This is a genomic window from Acinetobacter sp. SCLZS86, from assembly GCF_021560715.1.
Lineage (GTDB): Bacteria > Pseudomonadota > Gammaproteobacteria > Pseudomonadales > Moraxellaceae > Acinetobacter > Acinetobacter towneri_A.
In genome coordinates this window covers 383,990-406,006 of sequence record NZ_CP090864.1, presented here as the reverse complement: position 1 = coordinate 406,006, position 22,017 = coordinate 383,990, and the positions used below count along the sequence as shown (strand labels likewise).

Annotated in this window: 19 protein-coding genes and 2 pseudogenes; 12 read left to right on the top strand and 9 right to left on the bottom strand. The window is 42.7% G+C overall.

From position 1 onward, the window contains the following. The first annotated feature begins 7 nt into the window (after positions 1-7). From LZP46_RS01785 to coaE, 3 genes are read left to right on the top strand one after another with little or no spacing between them, the layout of a single operon-like run. A complete protein-coding gene (locus LZP46_RS01785; protein WP_236094488.1) occupies positions 8-1,234 on the top strand; it encodes a type II secretion system F family protein in 1,227 nt (408 codons plus the stop codon). Next, complete coding sequence (locus LZP46_RS16285; protein ID WP_268920074.1) at positions 1,234-2,094, top strand: prepilin peptidase; 861 nt, start codon at positions 1,234-1,236, stop codon at positions 2,092-2,094. The genes LZP46_RS01785 and LZP46_RS16285 overlap by 1 nt, the downstream gene beginning before the upstream one ends. A 9-nt stretch (positions 2,095-2,103) precedes the next feature. After that, entirely contained in the window at positions 2,104-2,712 is a 609-nt protein-coding gene (gene coaE, locus LZP46_RS01770; protein WP_236094487.1) for a dephospho-CoA kinase, read from the top strand. Here the strand turns inward: coaE and LZP46_RS01765 are convergent. From LZP46_RS01765 to ppnP, 3 genes are all read right to left on the bottom strand, one after another. Further along, a complete protein-coding gene (locus tag LZP46_RS01765; protein ID WP_236094486.1) occupies positions 2,709-3,587 on the bottom strand; it encodes a DMT family transporter in 879 nt (292 codons plus the stop codon). The two genes, coaE and LZP46_RS01765, sit on opposite strands and share 4 nt — an antisense overlap. Positions 3,588-3,681: 94 nt before the next feature. Beyond that, on the bottom strand, positions 3,682-4,431 hold the full coding sequence (gene rlmB, locus LZP46_RS01760) for a 23S rRNA (guanosine(2251)-2'-O)-methyltransferase RlmB (protein WP_236094485.1): 750 nt from the start codon (positions 4,429-4,431) through the stop codon (positions 3,682-3,684). Positions 4,432-4,620: 189 nt separating this feature from the next. Beyond that, the gene (gene ppnP, locus LZP46_RS01755) at positions 4,621-4,944 is read right to left on the bottom strand and encodes a pyrimidine/purine nucleoside phosphorylase (protein WP_019836086.1); all 324 of its coding nucleotides are present in this window, start codon (positions 4,942-4,944) and stop codon (positions 4,621-4,623) included. Between the two features lie 492 nt (positions 4,945-5,436). Between ppnP and recN the strand changes: the two genes are divergently transcribed. From recN to LZP46_RS01735, 4 genes and pseudogenes are all read left to right on the top strand, one after another. Then, a complete protein-coding gene (gene recN, locus LZP46_RS01750; protein WP_236094484.1) occupies positions 5,437-7,098 on the top strand; it encodes a DNA repair protein RecN in 1,662 nt (553 codons plus the stop codon). A gap of 111 nt (positions 7,099-7,209) precedes the next feature. After that, on the top strand, positions 7,210-7,764 hold the full coding sequence (locus LZP46_RS01745) for a YqgE/AlgH family protein (RefSeq protein ID WP_026437983.1): 555 nt from the start codon (positions 7,210-7,212) through the stop codon (positions 7,762-7,764). Further along, complete coding sequence (gene ruvX / locus LZP46_RS01740) at positions 7,757-8,200, top strand: Holliday junction resolvase RuvX (protein WP_019836093.1); 444 nt, start codon at positions 7,757-7,759, stop codon at positions 8,198-8,200. The genes LZP46_RS01745 and ruvX overlap by 8 nt, the downstream gene beginning before the upstream one ends. Before the next feature lie 150 nt (positions 8,201-8,350). Next, a pseudogene (locus tag LZP46_RS01735) lies at positions 8,351-9,133 on the top strand (IclR family transcriptional regulator). A gap of 89 nt (positions 9,134-9,222) precedes the next feature. On the opposite strand, the gene LZP46_RS01730 reads toward LZP46_RS01735, so the two are convergent. After that, positions 9,223-9,840 (bottom strand): alpha-ketoglutarate-dependent dioxygenase AlkB family protein, encoded by a 618-nt coding sequence (locus LZP46_RS01730; protein ID WP_236094483.1) that lies wholly within the window; start codon positions 9,838-9,840, stop codon positions 9,223-9,225. Between the two features lie 142 nt (positions 9,841-9,982). Here LZP46_RS01730 and LZP46_RS01725 point away from each other — a divergent pair, with 142 nt between their 5' ends. Next, complete coding sequence (locus LZP46_RS01725; RefSeq protein ID WP_236094482.1) at positions 9,983-11,785, top strand: ABC transporter ATP-binding protein; 1,803 nt, start codon at positions 9,983-9,985, stop codon at positions 11,783-11,785. 49 nt (positions 11,786-11,834) lie between these two features. Here LZP46_RS01725 and pgsA read toward each other — a convergent pair whose 3' ends face one another. The 3 genes from pgsA to uvrC all read right to left on the bottom strand — a co-directional run bounded on the left by pgsA (position 11,835) and on the right by uvrC (position 15,346). Next, a complete protein-coding gene (gene pgsA, locus LZP46_RS01720; RefSeq protein WP_236095154.1) occupies positions 11,835-12,422 on the bottom strand; it encodes a CDP-diacylglycerol--glycerol-3-phosphate 3-phosphatidyltransferase in 588 nt (195 codons plus the stop codon). A 105-nt stretch (positions 12,423-12,527) separates the two neighbouring features. Further along, entirely contained in the window at positions 12,528-13,322 is a 795-nt protein-coding gene (locus LZP46_RS01715) for a thioesterase family protein (RefSeq protein ID WP_236094481.1), read from the bottom strand. Positions 13,323-13,546: 224 nt separating this feature from the next. Next, entirely contained in the window at positions 13,547-15,346 is a 1,800-nt protein-coding gene (gene uvrC, locus LZP46_RS01710) for an excinuclease ABC subunit UvrC (protein WP_236094480.1), read from the bottom strand. A gap of 185 nt (positions 15,347-15,531) precedes the next feature. On the opposite strand from uvrC, the gene LZP46_RS16345 reads away from it, so the two are divergent. After that, on the top strand, positions 15,532-15,783 hold the full coding sequence (locus LZP46_RS16345) for a hypothetical protein (RefSeq protein ID WP_329608988.1): 252 nt from the start codon (positions 15,532-15,534) through the stop codon (positions 15,781-15,783). Beyond that, a pseudogene (locus LZP46_RS01705) lies at positions 15,784-16,596 on the top strand (AAA family ATPase). 90 nt (positions 16,597-16,686) lie between these two features. On the opposite strand, the gene LZP46_RS01700 reads toward LZP46_RS01705, so the two are convergent. Further along, positions 16,687-17,103 (bottom strand): PH domain-containing protein, encoded by a 417-nt coding sequence (locus tag LZP46_RS01700; protein ID WP_019836100.1) that lies wholly within the window; start codon positions 17,101-17,103, stop codon positions 16,687-16,689. Positions 17,104-17,217: 114 nt separating this feature from the next. Beyond that, the gene (lpxO, locus tag LZP46_RS01695; RefSeq protein ID WP_236094479.1) at positions 17,218-18,132 is read right to left on the bottom strand and encodes a lipid A hydroxylase LpxO; all 915 of its coding nucleotides are present in this window, start codon (positions 18,130-18,132) and stop codon (positions 17,218-17,220) included. A 485-nt stretch (positions 18,133-18,617) separates the two neighbouring features. Here lpxO and fadB point away from each other — a divergent pair, with 485 nt between their 5' ends. Next, the gene (gene fadB, locus LZP46_RS01690) at positions 18,618-20,771 is read left to right on the top strand and encodes a fatty acid oxidation complex subunit alpha FadB (RefSeq protein ID WP_236094478.1); all 2,154 of its coding nucleotides are present in this window, start codon (positions 18,618-18,620) and stop codon (positions 20,769-20,771) included. Between the two features lie 12 nt (positions 20,772-20,783). Next, complete coding sequence (fadA, locus tag LZP46_RS01685) at positions 20,784-21,956, top strand: acetyl-CoA C-acyltransferase FadA (RefSeq protein WP_004975824.1); 1,173 nt, start codon at positions 20,784-20,786, stop codon at positions 21,954-21,956. Positions 21,957-22,017: the final 61 nt, after the last annotated feature.

Sequence of the window (22,017 nt, the reverse complement as noted above, 5' to 3'; positions counted from 1 at the left end):
AATACGCATGGCTGTCAAAAAAGCACAGATGATGCCCACCTTCGTTTATGAAGGGATTGACCGCAAAGGGGCTAAGTTAAAAGGGGAAATTCCAGCGCGTAATATGGCTTTAGCCAAGGTCACATTGCGTAAACAAGGGATTACCATCAAGACGATTCGCCAAAAGAAAAAGAACATTCTTGAAGGCTTAATGAAAAAACGGGTGTCGACCTTAGACATCACCATTTTCACGCGTCAGCTTGCCACCATGATGAAAGCAGGTGTGCCTTTGGTACAAAGCTTTGAGATTGTTGCCGAAGGTCTTGAAAACCCCGCCATGCGTGAAGTGGTTTTAGGTATTAAAGGTGAAGTGGAAGGCGGGAATACCTTTGCTGGCGCATTGCGTAAATATCCTCAATATTTTGACAATCTGTTCTGCTCTTTGGTTGAGTCTGGTGAACAATCGGGTGCCCTTGAAACCATGCTGGATCGCGTTGCGATCTATAAAGAAAAGAGTGAGTTACTCAAACAAAAAATCAAAAAAGCCATGAAATACCCTGCCACGGTCATTGTGGTGGCCGTGATTGTGACCATTATTTTGATGGTAAAAGTTGTACCCGTATTTGAAGAGTTGTTTAGCTCTTTTGGTGCAGACTTACCTGCCTTCACTAAAATGGTGGTGAACATGTCACAATGGATGCAGAAATACTGGTTTATTCTGATTATTGTGATTGGGGTCATCATCGCAGGTTTCTTAGAAGCTAAAAAACGCAGTAAAAAATTCCGCGATTTCTTAGACAAAGCGGCACTGAAAGCGCCTATTTTTGGTGACTTGGTCTATAAAGCCATTATTGCGCGTTATAGCCGTACTTTGGCCACTACTTTTGCTGCAGGTGTACCCTTAATTGATGCTTTGGAGTCTACAGCAGGGGCAACCAATAACGTGGTCTATGAAGAAGCCGTGATGAAAATCCGTGAGGATGTCGCAACAGGTCAGCAGCTACAATTTGCCATGCGTGTCACCAATAAATTCCCGTCTATGGCGGTACAAATGGTGGCCATTGGTGAAGAATCAGGTGCGCTAGATGCCATGTTAGATAAAGTCGCAACCCACTATGAAAACGAAGTCGACAACGCAGTAGATGGCTTAACCTCAATGATGGAGCCATTAATTATGGCTGTCTTGGGTATTTTAGTGGGTGGGTTAGTTGTCGCCATGTACCTTCCAATCTTCCAAATGGGTTCTGTGGTTTAATGCAAGAATTAATCGCGTACTTTATTCAAAATCCAACTGCGCTCTATATCGCAGTTGGACTTTTTAGTTTATGTATTGGCAGTTTTTTGAATGTGGTAATTTATCGCACCCCAAAAATGATGGAGCAGGAATGGCGTAATGACTGTCAAATGTTGTTACATCCTGAACAAGCCATTATTGATGAAAGTAAAATCACCCTGAGTAAACCTGCATCGACCTGCCCCAAATGTCATCACCCAATTCGTTGGTATCAAAATATTCCTGTGCTGAGTTGGTTGGTATTACGCGGTAAATGTGGCAACTGCCAAAACCCGATCAGCATACGTTATCCACTGGTTGAAGTATTAACCGCTGTTTGTGCCCTGATTGTACTTGCAGTATTTGGCCCAACCGTACAAATGCTGTTTGGTTTGCTGCTCACTTACACCTTGATTGCACTCACCTTCATTGATTTCGATACACAACTGTTGCCAGACCGTTATACCTTGCCTTTGGCTGCACTAGGTTTAGCGGTCAACAGTTATGCCATTTATACTTCGCCGACGTCGGCAATTTGGGGCTATGTAATTGGCTTCCTGTGTCTTTGGGTGGTGTATTACCTGTTTAAAATCGTCACAGGTAAAGAAGGCATGGGCTATGGTGACTTCAAGCTCCTAGCCGCTTTAGGTGCATGGATGGGGCCAATAATGTTGCCTCTGATTGTGCTGCTATCGTCCTTAGTCGGGGCGATTATTGGCATAATTCTGTTAAAAGTGCGTAAAGAAAACCAACCCTTTGCGTTTGGTCCGTATATCGCGATTGCGGGCTGGATTGCCTTTTTATGGGGCGAGCCAATCATGAAAGTATATTTGGGACAATAAGGACAGCACATGCGTTTTGTTTTGGGTCTAACAGGAGGAATTGGCAGTGGCAAGTCTGCAGCTAGTGCATGGTTCGAGACCCAAGGCATTGTTGTAGTCGATGCAGATGTTGTTGCACGCGAAGTGGTCGAAAAAGGACAATCTACCTTAAAGCAAATTCAACAACACTTTGGCGATTGGGTTTTACTTGAAAATGGTGAACTAGATCGTCGCGCCCTACGTGAATATATTTTCAAAGAACCAAGTGCACGACAAGCACTTGAAAAAATCACCCACCCTGCAATTCGTGAATCGATTATCCAACAATTAAATGCTGCCAACAGCCCCTACGTGGTTTTGGTTTCACCACTCTTGTTTGAAACCAATCAACATCAATTGACCCAACATACATTATTGATTGATGCCACTGAAGCACTTCAAATTCACCGTGCCTCACAACGTGACGGTCAAACGGTTGAACAAATTCATAAAATTATTCAGGCACAAATGCCACGTGCTGAAAAACAACGCCTGGCCAATGATATTGTGCTGAACGATGGGCATTTAGATCATTTGTATAGCAAACTTGAAGTATTGCATCAGCAGTATTTAAAGCGAGCGATGCAGCAAGCCAATTAATCTGACTTTTGTTTTTGCTGTTCAAGTTGGGCTTTTAAGGTGTCAGCTCGTGACCACCAACGCCAAGGTTGCAAAGCGCCAAACCCCATACCTATCAAGCCACATACAATTGCTAGACTCAACGGCTCACCTAATAATGGAACAGCAAAAACCGCAGCGATAAACGGCGCCAAGGTCACAATACTGCCAGTCTTGAATGCCCCCAAACGCTTAATTGCCTCAACATAGCTAAGGGTTGCAATGATCACCACAAATACCCCATGAAAAATAGTTTGCAGCAATAAATGAATCGGTTCGGGTGTGCTGAGTTGTTTCGGGAAAAACAGCAAGTAAATCGGGACATACACGATTGCCGACCAAATGGCGACACCCGCCATTGCATGCCAAGCAGAGAGCTTCCATTGTCTTAATAAAACCGTAAACACGCCCCACCAAATAGCACTGATAAAAAACAGTCCATCTCCAAGTCCAAAAGCAACGCCTGTTTCTTGGTACATTAGCGCACTCATACCCCCAATGGCGGTCAGCATAATTACAATACTGATCCAGGTATGGCGGTCAAAAGGCACTCGAAATAATACCCAAGCCGCAATGGCGGTACAAACAGGAATACAACCATTCAGAAAAATGGCAGCATGCGCAGCGGGTACATAATGAAAAGCACTATACGCAGTCAGGCAATAGCCTACTCCGCCAATCATTGCCAAAATAAAAGGCTCTTTTTTCCATAAAAATGCCGTATCTTTTTTCCAGATAAGAATCGGCATTAAAATACAAAAAGCCAAAGCAAAACGTAATGCGGTAATATCCCAAGCGCTGATCTGCCATTGTGCATTCAGCCGAGCAGTTAGGGTAAAACCACCCCATATGCACATGGTAACAAACACCAAGGCATAACCTTGCTTTTGGGGAGACAGACTAATCACTGTGTTGAAGACATCAATAGAATAGTAAATACAAAATTAGCAATTAAATCTGACGCTGACGGCAAGCTTCATACAATGCCATGCCTGTTGCAACACTAACATTCAGACTTTGCAGATTTCCTGCCATTGGAATAAATACTGTTTGATCACATTGTGACTGGGTAATTGGGCGTAAACCTGTATCTTCTGCGCCCATCACCACGCATACTGCTGTGCCTGTAAAATCAAATTGCTGAATTGGTAAAGCTTTTTCATCCAGCATTGTCCCTACCACGCGCACATTAAATTCTTGTTTCAAATGTGCCAAAGTACGTGCCAAATTAGTGACTTGGATAAATTTGACTTTTTCAGCGCCACCTGCAGCCACTTTGCGTGCAGTTGGAGTTAAACTTGCTGAACGATCACGCGGCACAATCACAGCAGCAACACCCATGGCAGCAGCAGTACGAATACACGCGCCTAAATTATGCGGGTCAGTGACTTGGTCTAGCGCCAAAAGTAAAGGCTTACTATCGGCCTGCAACAAGGTGTCCAAGTCTTTTTCATTCAGGGTTGGATGGGGGCGCACTGCAGCCACTACCCCTTGATGAAACGGCAAACCTGCCAGTTTTTCCAAGCTGTCACGACTGGCTTTTTGCACACTAATGCCAAATGGTTCGGCAAGTTCTAAAATTTTTTGTAAACGCTGATCATCACGTCCTTTTAAAGTAAAAAGAGTTAAAACTCGCTCTGGCTCAAGCTCCAATAATGACTCCACCGAATGAACGCCATAATAATATTCAGGTTTTGCCATGAACGACCTCTAATTAATTGCACCTATAAACCAGCGAAAACGAAAAATCCTGCAAAGCTGACTTCACAGGATTTCAATCAGATCTAGTTTAACCGATTCAGGTGAAAATTTGTTAATTCAATTCCGCTTGATTGGGTGCTCAAGCAGGAGAAAAATGAAATCTTAATTCAATACCCTATTATCGGCTGATTAACCTTCTAAATGGCACACGTAATCAAGCACTTCGTCGGTTTCGATGCTAAAACGGCTATTGCCAGGCACATAGAATGACTGACCAGCGCGGAATAATTCACTTTCTTCGCTATCGGCAATTTTGACACGACATTCACCTGAAATAATTTCCATACGTTCAGGCACATGCGTTTCGAAAATCAAGGCTTGTTCGGTCGGTAAAATTACCCCTAAGGTTTTTTTGGTACCGTCTTCAAATTGCACCGTATGACTGATGCATTGCCCACCAAAATAGACATTCGACTTTTTTACAACAGATACATGATCAAACTGAGCTGACATGCGTATTCTCCAGGTAACGCGTTTTTATATTTTTGACTGATGTAGTTTAATTCTGTCCTCAGAACTAATCAATCTGTGTTTACAGTGGGCTTTGTGTAAATTGAACAATGTTTCAATACGCAGTATGCAACACGCTAACAGCATAGTCTAAGCCAATGCCAAAGGCATTCAAAGCACTCTGCTCTAGATTCATCCCCACTAAAGTGCTAAATCTGAATGTGAAACAAATCACAAATAGTATGTGTATCATTTAAGTTTCACCCTATCAAGCAGCACCGAAAACTCCCCAAGCGAATATACTGCAATTTGATGACTATCAAATGAAATGGTCAACGAATCTTGCGTTTTATATAGGATGCTTATCGGGTACATTTTTTGTTGTTTGTGCTGCAATTTAAGCTAGAATTAAACAGACGAAAATAACAGCCTTGTTATGGCATTTCCAAAACTTAACTCTCTTTCACTGACACTTTTCGCAGCTTGGATGCGTTTATGCTGACTCATTTAACACTGATTAACTTTGCCCTTGCCGACCACTTAGCACTGGATATTGAAACAGGTTTTAACGTTCTAACAGGGGAAACAGGTGCAGGTAAATCCTTACTATTAGATGCACTCTCTGCCTGTTTAGGTGAACGTACCGATACCAATTATGTGCGTTTTGGCTCAGATAAAGCCGATGTGACTGCGAGTTTCAGTTATCAGGACAATAGCCCTGAAGCACAATGGCTAAAAGAACATGAATTAGATGATGAGTCTGGTGAAATCCATTTACGTCGGGTAATTTTTGCTACAGGACGCAGCAAAGCATGGATTAATGGACGCCCAAGCAGTTTGTCAGAGCTGAAAGAAATTGGACGCTTGCTAGTACAGCTATATAGCCAGCACAGCCAACAACAATTGTTGGAACCGCCTTATCCAAAGCACTGGCTTGATCGTTATTATAATTTTTATACCCCTGCCCAAGCAGTACGTGATGCTTATAGTACCTGGCAAAAAAATATCCGACAGCATGAGGCGGCGCTGGATGCACAGGCAACTCGCAAGCAGCGCATCGAAACTCTAAACTTACAGCTCGAAGAACTCGAAGAACTGGTACAAATCGATTATAAGGAGATTGAACAAGAGTTTGATCGCCTAAGCCATCATGAACATATCATGCAGGACTGCAGTTATAGCTTAAATGCCTTAGACGAAGCCGAGCAAAACATCACTCAGGAAATTGCTTCGATTATTCGCCGCTTGGAATCGCATGCGGGACGAAGTGAACAATTATTAGAAATTTATAACTCATTGTTAAATGCGCAAAGTGAATTAGATGATGCGACAGCCAATTTACGTCAGTTTATTGATCGTCAAAGCTTTGACCCTGAACGCATGGAAGAACTGAATCAAAAATTAGAAGTCTTTCATCGTTTAGCACGTAAATACCGCACACAACCTGAATTATTAAAACAAGAATTTGATACTTGGCAAACTGAGCTCACTGCTTTACATGAACTTGAAGACCCTGAAACTTTGGCAGAACAAGTCGAAGTGGCACATCAGGACTTTTTAGCCAAAGCACAACATTTAGATGACATCCGTCGTGAAGCAGCCGCACCACTTGCCAAACAACTGACCGAGCAAGTCAAACAGTTGGCACTGCCTGAGGCACATTTTGAATTTAAGTTTGAACCTTTAGAGCAGGTTTCTGCGGAGGGGTTAAGTTTTATTCAACTACTGTTTACTGCCAACAAAGGTATTCCTGCTCAGCCATTAGCACGTGTGGCTTCTGGTGGCGAATTATCGCGGATTGCCTTGGTCATGCAAGTCATGAATGCCGAAAAAACCGAAGCTGAAGTTTTGGTTTTTGATGAAATTGATGTCGGGATTAGTGGTGGTACTGCTGAAATTGTGGGGCGCTTGCTCGCAGGTTTGGCGCAACACGTTCAAATTTTATGTATTACCCACCAAGCACAAGTGGCTGCACAGTCTGATCAGCACCTTTTGGTGAAAAAGCGTCAGACCGACCCTGCCAGCAGTACCATTGTTGAATTAGAAGAAGATGCGCGTATTTTAGAATTAGCGCGTATGACTGGCGGTGTTGAAATTAACGACACCACCCTGCAACACGCCAAACAATTACGCCAATTGAAGTTTCAACAGGCTTAAAAACCAACGCTGTCACAAAAAGAGCTTGGTGAAATCACAAAGCTCAAGTAACGTGTATCCTAAAGGAATAGGTTTTTCTAGAAGCAACTGTTTTTAAGGAGAATTGCTTAGGTGACTAAACAATATCTGACGCATCGCTGTCTCATAGCCCCGCCCGATATGAATGATGAGTTTTTTGCAAACACTGTCATCTATTTGGCACGTCATGATGAAGACGGTGCGCAAGGCATTATTCTCAACCGTCCATCGGGTATCCAAATCAAAGAATTGCTCAATGATTTAGATATAGATGCAGATAATGTGCATCCTCACGAAGTTCTACAAGGTGGTCCATTACGACCTGAGGCAGGTTTTGTTTTACACACAGGGCAGCCAACTTGGCATTCATCTATCGCAGTGGGTGAAAATGTCTGTATCACCACCTCTAAAGATATTTTAGATGCGATTGCCCACAACGAAGGCGTTGGACGCTACCAAATTGCCTTGGGCTATGCCAGTTGGGGCAAACAGCAACTGGAACAAGAAATTGCCCGTGGCGATTGGCTCATTTGTGAATCGGACATGGATTTGATTTTCAATTTACCTTATGACGACCGTTGGGATGCCGCATATCGCAAAATGGGCGTAGATCCAACTTGGTTATCTTCAGAGATTGGTCATGCCTGAAACAACTCAAGCCCAAACCATTATGGCATTTGACTTTGGCACCCAAAAAATGGGCATGGCTGTGGGACAGGCACTGATTGAAAGTGCAACCCCACTCGCACTTTTCCCCATGAAAGATGGCATTCCGCAATGGGAAAACTTGCTAAAAATTATCAAGCAACATCAGCCGCAATTATTTCTAGTGGGCTTGCCTTTAAATATGGATGATAGTGAGTCGGAACTATCTACCCGTGCGCGTAAGTTTGCTAAACGCTTACGCCATCAAAGCAATATCCATACCCTAATGGTCGATGAACGCCTAACTACACGTGAAGCACGTGATGAGCTTGATCATTATCAAGCTCAAGGCCGTGGCAAAAAGCTCGCTGCCGACAGTCTTGCCGCAGCACTATTGATTGAAAGCTGGTATCGTGACCCTCACGGCGTTCAACCTTAAATCCTGTTTCTAAATAGATAACATCGACAAACGAAAGAATTGGGATATTGATCGTTAGAATGCCTAAGATCATCTTTAAAAAGTCTATTGGTCTGGCGATTTTTTGATATAAAGTGACATCATCCTTTTGGTGTGAATGGGTAAATCCGTATAGCACTGTCTAGCTTTGGCAAGATTCTCACAGTCTTAGACTTATATTCAACCGCACGTGCTGTCATTAATGTAGATACGATGAGTAAGTAACGCGGTTTATCTAAACCTACGAGTTACCGCTATTTAAAAGAGTTGGTTTCAGCAGAGTTGTTGCAGCGCATGAGTGGCACATCGGGAGATTACACCCTTGGGCCAAAAATTGCGGTATTGGATTTTATCTCTCGCACGACCGATCCTTTGGTCACCATCAGTATTCCGTTTATGAAAAAAATTGCAGAACGTACAGAATTTTGCTGTTTATTGACCCAACTCAATCAAGATTCCTGCATTGATGTGCATCACGAAATCTTTAAAGATACGCCTTTGCTGTCTTATGGTCGCGGCTGCCCACGTCCTGTTTATGTCGGCTCATCGCCAAAAATTATTATGGCGCATCTGCCTAAAGCTAAAATTTTAGACTATTACCAGCGTTTTTCTACCGAATTGGCACAAGTCAATTTTGCACAAGATGAAGATGACTTTTTGCAGCAAATGCGCAAAATCAAAAAACAAGGCTATTATTTTTCTAACGGCGAACTTGATGCAGAAATTGCAGGTTTATCTGTACCGATTCGTTTTTCATCGAAAGATGCGCCTTATGCCTTGACGCTGTTGGCATCTAAAAACCGTTTTGAATTTGTCAATTTGCAAAAGCTGATTGAAATTTTGCAGGACAATGCAGAGCAAATTGAAAAACAGGTGGAAGTACTGAATACCAGTTTTAATATAGAGCTCTCTTAAATTTTTAGGTTATCGACACATTAAAGCACTGAATTTAAATACAATTAAAATTTATTTCTGAATAAGGATTTAGAGTGCTAAATCAAGTCTTATTCAGTAGCCGCGTGAAAATAGCGAAAGGTCAGATTAATTCTGGGTTGTATAATTTTATTGGACTTCATTAAGGCATGTTTCCAATAGTGTTGTGTCGTGCCACGCATGACCAACAACTGACCGCTGTGCAACAGTAGCTCAACCTTGTTGGCGCGGTGTTTATGCTTAAAACAAAATTTACGGGTTGCTCCAAAACTCAATGAAGCAATGACAACGTTTTTTCCTAAATTCGGCTCATCGTCACTATGCCAGCCCAAGCCCTGCGTACCATCTTGATATAAATTGGCCAAACATGAATTAAAGGGATGCCCGACCCACTGTTCAACTTGCTGTTTCAGCCGCCACAAAGCAGGCTGCCATAGCAGTGCCTGCTTAACTGCACCCGAATACCGATATTGATACTGCTCATCGCCATACCATGCGACTTGGCGCTGTGTCCGATAATACTGACCAAAGAGCCGACCTTCATCAGGCTGCCATGCCAAATGTTGCAGAAAATACTGTAAATAACGCTCACTATGCTCCACACTCAGTACCAGACCATAGTCCTGCACAATGCCGTCATAAGGCAGTATGTTGTCACGAGGCTCAGGTGCAAACAACTCTAGATTCATGGTCATTCCTATGCTGAATAGCTTATTGTTTAATCTAAAACAAGGATCAGGACTGCTCACAAAATGGCACAGCTTTTTAGCTTGTGAGACCTGAAGTTCATCCTTAGACTTAAAATCATTGTGCTTATAACAATAATAGCTTATGAATTTATGGAATTTGTTTCAAAAATTGCGTCCCTTTGTTCGACCTTATCAGCTCTTGGTGATTGCTACCTTAGTTTTAACGCTCATCGGCTCATTAACAGCTCAAGTCAATGCACTCACTTTACAATATGCAGTTGACCGTATTAATGCCTTAATTGAAGCAGGACAAGGTCTGTCTGCAGGCTGGCATATTTTAATCACTATTTCAGTCATTTTACTGGGCAAAGAAATCATCAATGCCTTTGTGCAATTTGGACAGAAGTTTTACGGTGAAAAACTACGCATTTTTGTGTCACAAGATTTAGCTCAAGGCATTATTGAGAAATTTTTACGTTACCGTTTGGCTTTTTTTAATCAAGACAACAACCAAGCAGGCAAATTACAAACACGTATAGACCGAGGGATTGGTTCACTCACCCGTTTAGTGCAAATTTTCTTTATTGATATTTTACCGCTATTTACCAGTGCCATTGTGGCTTTAGGCTTAATGTACTATGCCAATGTATATGTGGGCTTGCTCGCGACACTCATTGTTCCCATTTATTTTTGGCTGACCTATCTGCAAGCGCAAAAGTTAGGCAGTTGGCGACGTAATTTACGTGATGGACGTGAGAAAAAAAGCCAAGGGATTCTTAGTATTATCAACTCAATCACCGTAATTAAATCATTTAACAGAGAAAGCATCGAAGCAGAAAAACAACTCACCCTGCAGAAAAAACTGACCCACAATCAAATGCAGACCCGCCAAACCAGTTTTTTATTTGATGGTTTAAAAAGCTTTATTGAACAAATTGGGGTGGTGCTGATTATTATTTTAACTGCTTATTTTGTATTAGATGGACAAATGAGCATCGGCATGATCATGTATCACGTGTTGCTGTTTGGCAATGTTTCTGCCCCCATTCGCTCATTGCATCGTATTTATGATGAAGTCAATGACGCAATGATCTATTCAGAAAGCTTCTTCCAAATTCTGGAAGCCGAGCATGAAATTGAACCAAGTGGTACGCTTAAACCAGTTATTCGAGGGCAGTTTGACCTGCAACAGGTAAACTTTTTTTATCCGAATGGACATCATGCACTCAAAGACATTCAGATGCAGATCCAACCCAATAAAATTACTGCATTAGTGGGATTATCGGGAGCGGGAAAATCTACGTTGATCAGTTTATTAGATAAATTCTATGAACCACAAAATGGTACGATTCAACTCGATGGAATAGACATTAACCACATCGACACCCAGTATTTACGTGATCATATTGGCTTGGTCTTACAAAAGAATCATATTTTCCAAGGGTCTATTTTTGAAAATATTCGTTATGGCAAAACCGATGCCAGTTTAGAAGATGTCATACAGGCTGCCCAAAAAGCCTCTATTCACGAACAAATTTTACAATTACCACAAGCTTATGATGCAGATGCCCTGATGCTTTCTGGTGGTCAGCAACAACGGATTGCCTTGGCTCGAATGTTCCTTAAAAATCCGCCAATTATTTTTTTAGATGAACCCACTGCAAGTCTGGACGCTATTGCAACTGAACAAATCAAGCAAAGCCTCGATGAAATCAAACAAGGGCGTACGGTTATCATCATTTCACACAGCTTATCGCAAATTATTGATGCCGATTACACCTATGTCATGAAGGAGGGCAGAATTGCAGAACATGGTGAACATGACACGCTTTATCATCAAAATGGGGTCTATAAAGAAATTTTTGATGCGATGGCAAAGAGCTTAAATATTGAAAAAATTGCCAAAACTTATGAAGACGATGCCGAAGAAGAAACTCATAGCTAATCAAAAAGTGCTTCAATCAGAAGCACTTTTTAATGAAGAATCACGATATTTAAGGCTGTTTCAAATAAGGCCAAGCGGCTTTTAAGTAAATAAACATCGACCAAAGCGTTAAAATCACAGCGGTATAAAGCAACAAATACGCCAACATTTCTAAAGGTTGCCAGTTCAATAAAAATACTGAAATTGCAATCATTTGAAATGCAGTTTTGTATTTACCCACTGTAGACACGGCCACACTTGTACGTGCGCCCAATTCGGCCATCCACTCACGCAATGCAGATACAGTAATTTCACGAGAAATAATTACAATCGCAGCAAAAGCCATTGAAATAGTAGGTTGCCACTGCACCAACACAATCAATGCCGCAGCCACCATCAGTTTATCTGCTACAGGGTCTAAAAAGCGCCCAAATGCAGAAGTCTGATTTAAAGAACGTGCCAAATAGCCATCAAACCAATCTGTAACAGCAGCGATCACAAAAATAGAAGTCAAAATAATATGACGTGTCATACCGCCATCGTAACCATTTACGCCCATTGCAGGCGGCCAATAAGCCACCAACAAAAATACAGGAATCAAGGCGATTCGAGCCAAAGTCAATATATTTGGAATGTTCAGGATACGACCTGTTGTCATAGACACCGCCAATGTTTCCCCTCTATACGCTGCATATTCACAAGTTTTTTGAGGATTTGTCATCGTGAATAGGCTTCACTTTATACGAAATGCTAGTAGGTGTCACTAGGCAAACACGGTGATGGTCTGTCGGGCAATTGCAATCAGACGATTCTGCTCATCCCATAAGTGCGCATATTCGGTGGCATAACCACCGCTAGCATGATCAGTAAATACTTTATATTTCATCCAGTCATGTAACTGATTTTGCAAAGGATTGACATAAGTCACATGCCACGTCAGTGAACTAGCAGGTGCAAGCTGCTCAAACATCGGCAATACCCCAGGTGGCCACATATCAAATGCCACCATTAAATCTGCAATAGTCATGGCACGATTCGTATGCTGTTTTGGCTTAAAACGCATCCAACCTGCAAAATCAGGTTTATGGCTGGCAGTAAATGGATATTGCCCTTCTGCCCAGACCAAATCCATTTGCTGAAAACACTCAGGTGCTAAAGGATGATGCTGTGTAACAGGCAATTCCGTTGCAGGTGGAAAATTGGGCGCAGTACGTTCTTGCTGCACCACAATACTAGATTCACGTGCCGCACCAAAACTGGCAATCAAAATGCTTTGTACGGCATCATCCTGCCACAAACGCACCTCAATGCTAGTGACTGACTTACCCTGCCGCAGAATTTCAGCTGTAAGACGTGCCCGACCTTGTTGTACAGGTCCAACAAAAGTCACGCTGCTACTGAGCAAGCGCTTTTCTGGATCGGCAATACAATGCTGAGCTTTTTGCATCATCAAGCCTGCCACCAAGCCACCATAAATGGTGCGTCCTTGTAACCAACCCTGTGGAATATCGATCCATTCTTGTTCGGCAATGGCCTGATAGGTCTGTAGCAACGACATGGTTTTTCCTTAAACAATGTTGTGGTTGATATTACAGGGTTTTGATCTGATGTGAATGTTCAATGACGGCAGAGTCAATGCACTTTTTTGCTATTTACCTTTGTATAAAATACTGCTTTTTATGCAGTAAATAGGGTCTGTTGACAATTCGTCTATGTTTGCGACGTGAGAGATATATCTCGCAAGATTTTTAGCTAATATAAGGCATGAGGCAGGAAATTTAGTCATTCATGCAGCACTTTATAAATCGTACGCGCCATCACTTCACCCAGTCCAGGCACTAAAGTTAGCTCTTTTTCTGAAGCTTTCAGTACACCTTGTATACCACCAAAATGAGTGAGTAAATCACGACGACGTTTTGGCCCCAAGCCTGGAATCACCTCAAGTATCGATGAACCACGTTTTTTATCACGTTTGGCACGGTGCTTGGTAATTGCAAAACGGTGTGCTTCATCACGTACCTGCTGAATCAGATGCAGCGCCTTATGATCTTCAGGCAACTGAATTTTGCTGCCATCAGTAAAATGTAGCGTTTCTAAACCAGGTTTGCGTCCTTCGCCTTTGGACACCCCAATCATAAAGGCATCCAGTCCTAATTCCTGCATCACCTCCATCGCCATATTCAACTGCCCTTTGCCGCCATCAATGAGCAATAAATCGGGCAACATAGCTTTTTTATAACGACGCGTCAAAGCTTGACGCATGGCGGCATAATCATCTCCTGCCTGAATATTCTGAATGGAAAATTGTCGATAATCACGTTTGCGAATACCACCACTGTCAAATACCACGCAGGACGCCACAGTGTCTTCGCCCATAGTGTGCGAAATATCAAAACATTCAATTCGATCAATGGGGCGTCCAACCACTTGTTCTAACTGATGAAAACGCTCATTTAATTCAAAGTGATTAGCGAGTTTACCTTTAATAGCATGCTGCACATTCATTTGCGCCAATTCTTGCCACTCGGCACGAGTTTCACGCACTTTATGTTTGATGTGAATTCTTTTACCGAAGTGTTGCTGTAAAGCTTGCTCCAACTCTTTGCAATCTGCCACTTCCACATTGACAATCAGTTCCACTGGAATTTCATCGGCCACCTGAAAGTAAAAGTTGGCAATAAAATCGGACAACAGTTGTCCCAAATCATCGCCCAACATATCTGGAAAATAACTCTTACCGCCCAGCATTTTGCCATTGCGCACGTGCATAATTTGCACACAGGTCACACCTGCCTGATAAGCAATTGCGATAATATCGGCTTCACCTTTGACTTTATAAATGGCTTGCTGTGCCTGTACATCACGCAGCAATGCCATACGGTCACGATAAAAGACTGCTTTTTCAAATTCCAACGCTTCGGCTGCAGCTTCCATTTTGGCAATCAATTGCTGATTCAGTTCTTTGCTATCGCCCTGTAAAAATCGAATCGAATTATTAACATCTTCTTTATATTCTTCGGGCGAAATCAATCCTACACACGGTGCCGAACAGCGTTTGATCTGATATTGCAAACACGGACGCTGCCGTTGAGCAAAATAACTGTTTTCACACTGCCGCACATTAAACAGTTTTTGTAACACCACCAAAGTATCGCGGGCATTGTACGCACTCGGATAAGGCCCAAAAAACTTGCCTATCTGATGCTTGCCTTTGCCGCGTCCACTGGCAATACGCGGATAAGGCTGATCTGCCGACACAAAAATATAAACATAGGACTTATCATCGCGCAGCATAATATTGTACGGTGGACGATGCAGCTTAATCAGATTTTGTTCAAGCAATAACGCTTCAGTTTCGGAACGCACCACCAAAGTTTCAATATCATAAATACGCGCCACTAAAGCCTGCGTTTTAGGATGCTCGATGGTTTTGACAAAATAACTCGACACTCGGTTTTTTAAATTTTTGGCTTTGCCGACATATAACAACTCCCCGTCTTTACCCAACATACGGTAAACCCCTGGCAATTGGGTCATATTTGCCAAAATTTTCTCGATATGCTCACCTGCGTTTGGGTTCACGAGTCATCCTATTCTTGCTACATTCTTTACATGATGTGCTGCTTTATCTGATTTTTTCAAGCTTTATCCTGTGGCATAGCGCATGATCTATCCACTAAAACGATCAGCTCAGTGCTAAAAACGATCAGTCGGCAACACAAGATTTGCTATGCTCAGGCATCTTGTCAGCAGAAGGAAAGTGCAGGATGACGACCGCACCACACGGCATACCGACCATTCAATCCGCAACGTCCCAGCCGATCAGTACACATCAGTATGTATCCGCCAAAGACCGTTTGATTGGCAAGCCGCGCTTTCATTTTGAACCTACACAAGTCATGCAATTGTTACGTCAACGGATTATTGGACAAGATGCAGCGCTGAATGAAATCGAAAAAATGCGGTATGTGGTCAAGGCCGATTTTTCCAGCACAGAGCGACCACTTTCAGTGACTTGAATGCTTGGCCCGACAGGTGTTGGCAAGACCGAAACGGTGCGCCTGATTGCCGAAGCCATTTATGGTCGCCCCGATGCCTTCTGCCGCATTGATATGAATACCTTGGCGCAGGAACACTATGCGGCTGCACTCACAGGCGCGCCTCCTGGCTATGTCGGCTCTAAAGAAGGCCATAGTTTATTTGATGAAACTGCGATTGCAGGTTCGCACACCCGCCCAGGCATTATGCTGTTTGATGAACTGGAAAAAGCCTCAAGCGAAGTGATACGTGGCTTAATGAATGTGCTAGATACAGGCAAACTGACCCTGACTGCAGGCACCAAAACCATCGACTTTCGCAATTGCATGATTTTTATGACCAGCAATGTGGGTGCTCAAGCCGCACAACAATACTTAGATAAACTCAATCTATTGCCTCAAAAAATACAACAATTGTGTTTAAAACGTATGCCCACACAACGGATCATTGAAAAAGTCATGCAGCGTAAATTTGATCCTGAATTTATAAATCGGATTGACCGTAGTTTGCATTATTAAGCGGTATCTGCTGATGCCCTGCCGCAATTGGTCGAAATTGAATTGGAAAAGCTAAACCATCGCCTGAAGCATCAACAGCGCCAAGTCGAACTGACTGCAGCAGCTAAAGTCTATTTTTATCAGTGACATGATATTCATTACGGCGCACGGCATTTGGGGCACAAAATCCGCACTGAACTTGAGCCCATTTTAGCCTTGTATTTTTTAAGTCATCCTGAAAAATCAGAAATATGGGTAGATTGCAGTGCAAATCAATTGCACCTCAAAATAGAATAAACCCGCGACTTATACTGCGTGAATCTTGAGAATGCCACTCTGCTCATCCTCAAAGTTTTGATGCTTATTTTTGCTTTAAAAGCCTAGGGATTAGTCGGTAATTTCCATTCCCAAGGCCTGACTAAATTTGGTCTGATCTTGAGGTGAAACCAATACAAATTTTGGCTGTCCCGCTTGAAGATAATCAATTTTCAAACGCTTCAGTGACAAAGCAGGTGACGCGACCGAATTATTGGTTTTAGATATTTTTTGAATACTGTCGCGTGGAATATCCCATTTTAAAAACATACAACGAATCTGCAAGCGTTCTGCATCGACCTGATAGCGCGTATTGAACACAGGCCACCACAACACAAAAATGGTGATGAAATACACTCCTGTGTGCACAGGAAATTCTGGCATCGTGCCTTTGGCGTACATCGTCAGCAATAACTGAATCAATAGACCAGACATACAAATCGCAAAAGCCAAAACCCACCAATCTTTTTTAGAACGAAACGTTTGCATAAAAATTCCCCTATTTGCTTCATTCTATACATAAAAATAGCCGGGAATTAAAGCGCGATGCTGAAATTGCTCAAAAATATCATAAAAAAACGCCCCGAAAGGCGTTGTGATGCTTTAAAACACATAAGGGCGAATAAAAATTAAGAAGAAAATCCCGAGCATCAAAAACCATTTTAAGAAGTAGTACACGCGACTATTTTTAGCTTTTAAGGCCTTCGCTTTTAAACGCACTTGATAGACATAGCCAAAGACTTTGTTTAAACCACCTGTCTGATCGCCTGCTTCATTCGGAGAACTTGCTGCGGTCATCACATTCTTACCAAACCAGCGATTAAACTTTTGCATCCAGCGAGATTTTAACGGACGCTCAACATCGGCAAAGAAAATAATACGGTTTTGAGAAGTACCATTTTCAGCATAGTGAATATAGGTTTCATCAAACACCACACTTTCACCATCACGCCATGAATAACGCTCACCATCGACATCAATAAAACAACGGTCATCATTGGGTGTCATCAACCCCAAGTGGTAACGCAATGAACCTGCATAGGGGTCACGATGGCGCACTAAACGACTGTCGGGCGCTAGTTCAGTAAACATCGCCGCCTTAATGCTAGGTAAAGTTTTTAATAATGCTGTGGTTTTTGGGCATAATTCTGCTGCTGATGGATGCGCGGAGTCATACCATTTTAAATAAAAACGCTTCCAGCCTGTTTTAAAGAATGAATTAAACCCCAAATCATCGTAAGTACTTGAAGCTTTAATACCGCCCTGTTCATATAAAGCTTTGGCTTCATCACGAATCATTTCCCAGTTGTCATCTAAAACTTTTAAATCTTGAAAATGCTGAGTGTCGATATAAGGTTGATTCGGCACTTTAGAAAATAAGTACATTAAATAGTTAATCGGTGCAAGAATGGTCGAATGGTCAAAAAACTGACGATAAAAACTATGACGCACCTTGCCGCGCTGTTGAATATACAACGCTGAAGAGATAAAAATCGCCAAAATAATCCACTTCAACATAGAACAACCTAAATTGCTGAAAACAGCTAAAATTCAAAATGTCGCATATTCTACTCAATTTCAGCGCATGATGTCATAGCCGAAAATAGAACACAGCATTGCTAGTCGCTATCCCCCCTACCCAGCTTCACGCTTTAAAACGTCACCATCCAAACGATGGATTTACTTTTCTGTCCAAAACAACCCACTGATAACATCTATTTATCAAGCTTTTCTAAATCGAAAATGCAATACAACCTGATTAAAAATAAAATATAAAACAATCAATTTCATCTTTCTTTAAAAATAGGATTTTAAAATCGGGTCAAAAAGCAATTCCGAGCTATGAGAAAAATCATGACCCTTGCGTCACGGCTTGATACAACTTGCTATATTTTTTTTCGATATAGTTATCGTAAGATTAGCGAGGCATATATGTGTGCAGAAGTATCGCACACGCTTCATAACATCAACTTAGAAGTCCTCCAAAACAAAGGAGATCAGGCATGATCCACGCTGGCAATGCCATTACCGTCCAAATGCTTTCGGACGGAATTGCAGAATTCCGCTTTGACTTACAAGGTGAGTCGGTCAACAAATTTAACCGTGCAACGATTGAAGACTTTAAAGCTGCGATTGAGGCTGTTAAAGCAAACAATGAAGTGAAAGGTTTAATCGTCACTTCTGCGAAATCAACGTTTATCGTGGGTGCAGACATCACCGAATTTGGCGCAAACTTCGCTCAAGGCGAACAAGCCATTGTGGATTGGGCATTGCCTGTTCACGACATCTTCAATGCTTTTGAAGATTTAGACATTCCTAAAGTTGCTGCAATCAATGGTATGGCATTGGGCGGCGGCTTTGAAATGTGTTTGGTATGTGACTACCGTGTGATGTCAGACCAAGCACAGGTGGGCTTACCAGAAATCAAACTCGGTATTTTCCCAGGCTTTGGTGGTACGGTTCGTTTAAGCCGCGTTATTGGTATTGACAATGCGGTTGAATGGATGGCAATGGCCAACCCTAAACGCCCTGATGCTGCACTCAAAGACGGCGCTGTAGATGCTGTGGTTGCTGCAGACAAATTACAAGCGGCTGCGCTGGACTTGGTTAAGCAAGCCATTGCAGGTCGTTTGGACTGGAAAGCAAAACGCCAAGAAAAATTAGACCCTGTAAAATTGAACCCACTTGAACAAATGATGGCGTTCAACACGGCGAAAGGTGCGGTATTAGCCAAAGCGAATCCTGCACAATACCCTGCGCCAAAACTCATGCTGGATTCTTTACAAGCAGGTGCAGGCTTGCCACGTAATGACGCGCTCAAAGCTGAAGCTGAAGGCTTTGCTAAAGCTGCTGTAACGCCTCAAGCAGGTGCGTTGATTGGTTTATTCATCAACGACCAAGTGGTGAAGAAAACCTCGAAAAAATATGAAAAAGGTGCACATCCTGTGAACCAAGCGGCTGTTCTCGGCGCGGGTATCATGGGCGGTGGTATTGCTTACCAAGCGGCAAGCAAAGGCACACCAATTATCATGAAAGACATTGGTAATCCGCAACTTGCTTTGGGTATGAAAGAAGCCAATGGCTTATTGACCAAGCAAGTTGAACGTAAAAAGTTAACACCTGCCAAAATGGGTGAAACTTTGGCACGTATCCGCCCAACTTTAAGCTATGACGAGTTTAAAGAAGTAGATATCGTGATTGAAGCCGTGACTGAAAATCCAAAAGTCAAAGGCATTGTGTTGGCTGAAACTGAGAAATCAGTTCGTGACAACACCATTATCGCTTCAAATACTTCAACCATTTCAATCACACGTTTGGCTGAAAACCTACAACGTCCAGAAAACTTTGTCGGCATGCACTTCTTTAACCCAGTGCACATGATGCCATTGGTAGAAGTGATTCGTGGTGAAAAAACTTCACCTGAAGCAATTGCGACCACTGTGGTTCTTGCTCAGAAAATGGGTAAAACACCAATCGTAGTGAATGACTGCCCAGGCTTCTTGGTGAACCGCGTATTGTTCCCTTACTTTGGTGCATTCGACCTTCTACTGAAAGATGGTGCAGACTTCCAGCAAGTCGACAAAGTCATGGAAAAATTCGGCTGGCCAATGGGTCCTGCATACTTAATTGACGTTGTCGGTATCGACACGGGCGTTCATGGTGCAGAAGTTATGGCAGAAGGTTTCCCTGACCGCATGAAGCCAGACTTTAAAGGCTCAATCCAAGTCATGTACGAAAACAAACGTCTTGGTCAAAAAAATGACGTAGGTTTCTACAAATATGAATTGGATCGCAAAGGCAAAAAAGCCAAAGTGGTTGATCCAACTGCATACGAGCTTGTAGCATCTGTGGCAACTGCTGAAAAACGCGAATTTGATGCACAAGAAATCATTGACCGTATGATGCTTGCGTTCTGTAACGAAACTGTTCGTTGCTTAGAAGACAACATTGTGGCAACACCATCTGAAGCAGATATGGCGATGATTATGGGTGTCGGATTCCCTCCATTCCGTGGTGGTCCATGCCGTTACATCGACCAAACAGGTGTTGCTGAATACGTTGCACTTTGCGACAAATACGCACACTTAGGTAAGGCTTATGAAGCGCCACAAATGTTGCGTGACATGGCTGCTAACAATAAAAAATTCTACGGTTAAGGAGCAACGTGAATGGCTACTTTAAATCCACGTGACGTTGTCATCGTTGATGGCGTACGTTCTGCAATGGGTAAAACCAAAAACGGTATGTTCCGCAATGTACGTGCTGACAGTCTATCGGCTGAATTGGTTCGTGCTTTAGTTGCTCGTAACCAGTTTGATGTCAACGAAGTTGAAGATGTAATCTGGGGCTGTGTGAACCAAACCCTAGAACAAGGCATGAACATTGGTCGTAATATTGCATTATTGGCTGATCTTCCAAAAACAGTAGCGGGTCAAACCGTAAACCGTCTTTGTGGTTCTTCAATGCAAGCAATCCACACGGCTGCAGCACAAATTGCAACCAATCAGGGTGATATTTTCATCATTGGTGGTGTAGAGCACATGGGCCATGTGGGCATGATGCACGGTATCGACATCAACCCTGCTGCATCGAAGCACTATGCCAAAGCATCAAACATGATGGGCTTAACTGCTGAAATGTTGGGTCGCATGAACGGTATTTCGCGTGAAGAGCAAGATGCTTTTGGTGTGGAATCACATCGTCGTGCATGGGCTGCAACACAAGAAGGTCGTTTTAAAAACGAAATCATTGGCATTGAAGGTCATGACGCAAACGGCTTTAAACAGCTATGCGACATCGACGAAGTAATCCGTCCAGATGCCAACCTTGAGGCGTTCCAAGCTTTACGTCCTGTATTTGACCCGAAAGGCGGTACGGTCACTGCGGCAACATCTTCAGCATTGTCTGATGGTGCATCTGCGATGTTGCTTATGTCTGCTGAACGTGCACAAGCTTTAGGTTTAAAACCACGTGCGGTGATTCGCTCTATGGCAGTTGCAGGCTGCGATGCAGCAATCATGGGTTATGGCCCTGTACCTGCAACTCAAAAAGCGCTTAAACGTGCTGGCTTGTCAATTGCAGACATTCAAACCTTTGAATTGAACGAAGCGTTTGCTGCACAAGGTTTGTCTGTTCTTAAAGGCTTAGGCATTTATGATCAGCAAGATCGTGTGAACTTGAACGGTGGTGCAATTGCACTCGGTCACCCATTGGGTTGTTCAGGTGCGCGTATCACCACCACGTTATTGAACGTGATGGAACAACAAGATACCCAAATCGGTCTTGCGACCATGTGTATCGGTCTTGGTCAAGGTATCGCGACAATTATTGAGCGTGTGTAAAAAGTCTTCGTAAGAAAAAAATCCTCGCATCATGCGGGGATTTTTTATTTTGTTGTTTTGA

Excerpts from the sequence above, each read along its gene's own strand:
- LZP46_RS01785 (WP_236094488.1), top strand. The coding sequence starts at position 8 with ATGGCTGTCAAAAAAGCACAGATGATGCCCACCTTCGTTTATGAAGGG.
- LZP46_RS16285 (WP_268920074.1), top strand. The coding sequence starts at position 1,234 with ATGCAAGAATTAATCGCGTACTTTATTCAAAATCCAACTGCGCTCTAT.
- coaE (WP_236094487.1), top strand. The coding sequence starts at position 2,104 with ATGCGTTTTGTTTTGGGTCTAACAGGAGGAATTGGCAGTGGCAAGTCT.
- LZP46_RS01765 (WP_236094486.1), bottom strand. The coding sequence starts at position 3,587 with ATGTGCATATGGGGTGGTTTTACCCTAACTGCTCGGCTGAATGCACAA.
- rlmB (WP_236094485.1), bottom strand. The coding sequence starts at position 4,431 with ATGGCAAAACCTGAATATTATTATGGCGTTCATTCGGTGGAGTCATTA.
- ppnP (WP_019836086.1), bottom strand. The coding sequence starts at position 4,944 with ATGTCAGCTCAGTTTGATCATGTATCTGTTGTAAAAAAGTCGAATGTC.
- recN (WP_236094484.1), top strand. The coding sequence starts at position 5,437 with ATGCTGACTCATTTAACACTGATTAACTTTGCCCTTGCCGACCACTTA.
- ruvX (WP_019836093.1), top strand. The coding sequence starts at position 7,757 with ATGCCTGAAACAACTCAAGCCCAAACCATTATGGCATTTGACTTTGGC.
- LZP46_RS01730 (WP_236094483.1), bottom strand. The coding sequence starts at position 9,840 with ATGAATCTAGAGTTGTTTGCACCTGAGCCTCGTGACAACATACTGCCT.
- LZP46_RS01725 (WP_236094482.1), top strand. The coding sequence starts at position 9,983 with ATGAATTTATGGAATTTGTTTCAAAAATTGCGTCCCTTTGTTCGACCT.
- pgsA (WP_236095154.1), bottom strand. The coding sequence starts at position 12,422 with ATGACAACAGGTCGTATCCTGAACATTCCAAATATATTGACTTTGGCT.
- LZP46_RS01715 (WP_236094481.1), bottom strand. The coding sequence starts at position 13,322 with ATGTCGTTGCTACAGACCTATCAGGCCATTGCCGAACAAGAATGGATC.
- LZP46_RS16345 (WP_329608988.1), top strand. The coding sequence starts at position 15,532 with ATGACGACCGCACCACACGGCATACCGACCATTCAATCCGCAACGTCC.
- LZP46_RS01700 (WP_019836100.1), bottom strand. The coding sequence starts at position 17,103 with ATGCAAACGTTTCGTTCTAAAAAAGATTGGTGGGTTTTGGCTTTTGCG.
- lpxO (WP_236094479.1), bottom strand. The coding sequence starts at position 18,132 with ATGTTGAAGTGGATTATTTTGGCGATTTTTATCTCTTCAGCGTTGTAT.
- fadB (WP_236094478.1), top strand. The coding sequence starts at position 18,618 with ATGATCCACGCTGGCAATGCCATTACCGTCCAAATGCTTTCGGACGGA.
- fadA (WP_004975824.1), top strand. The coding sequence starts at position 20,784 with ATGGCTACTTTAAATCCACGTGACGTTGTCATCGTTGATGGCGTACGT.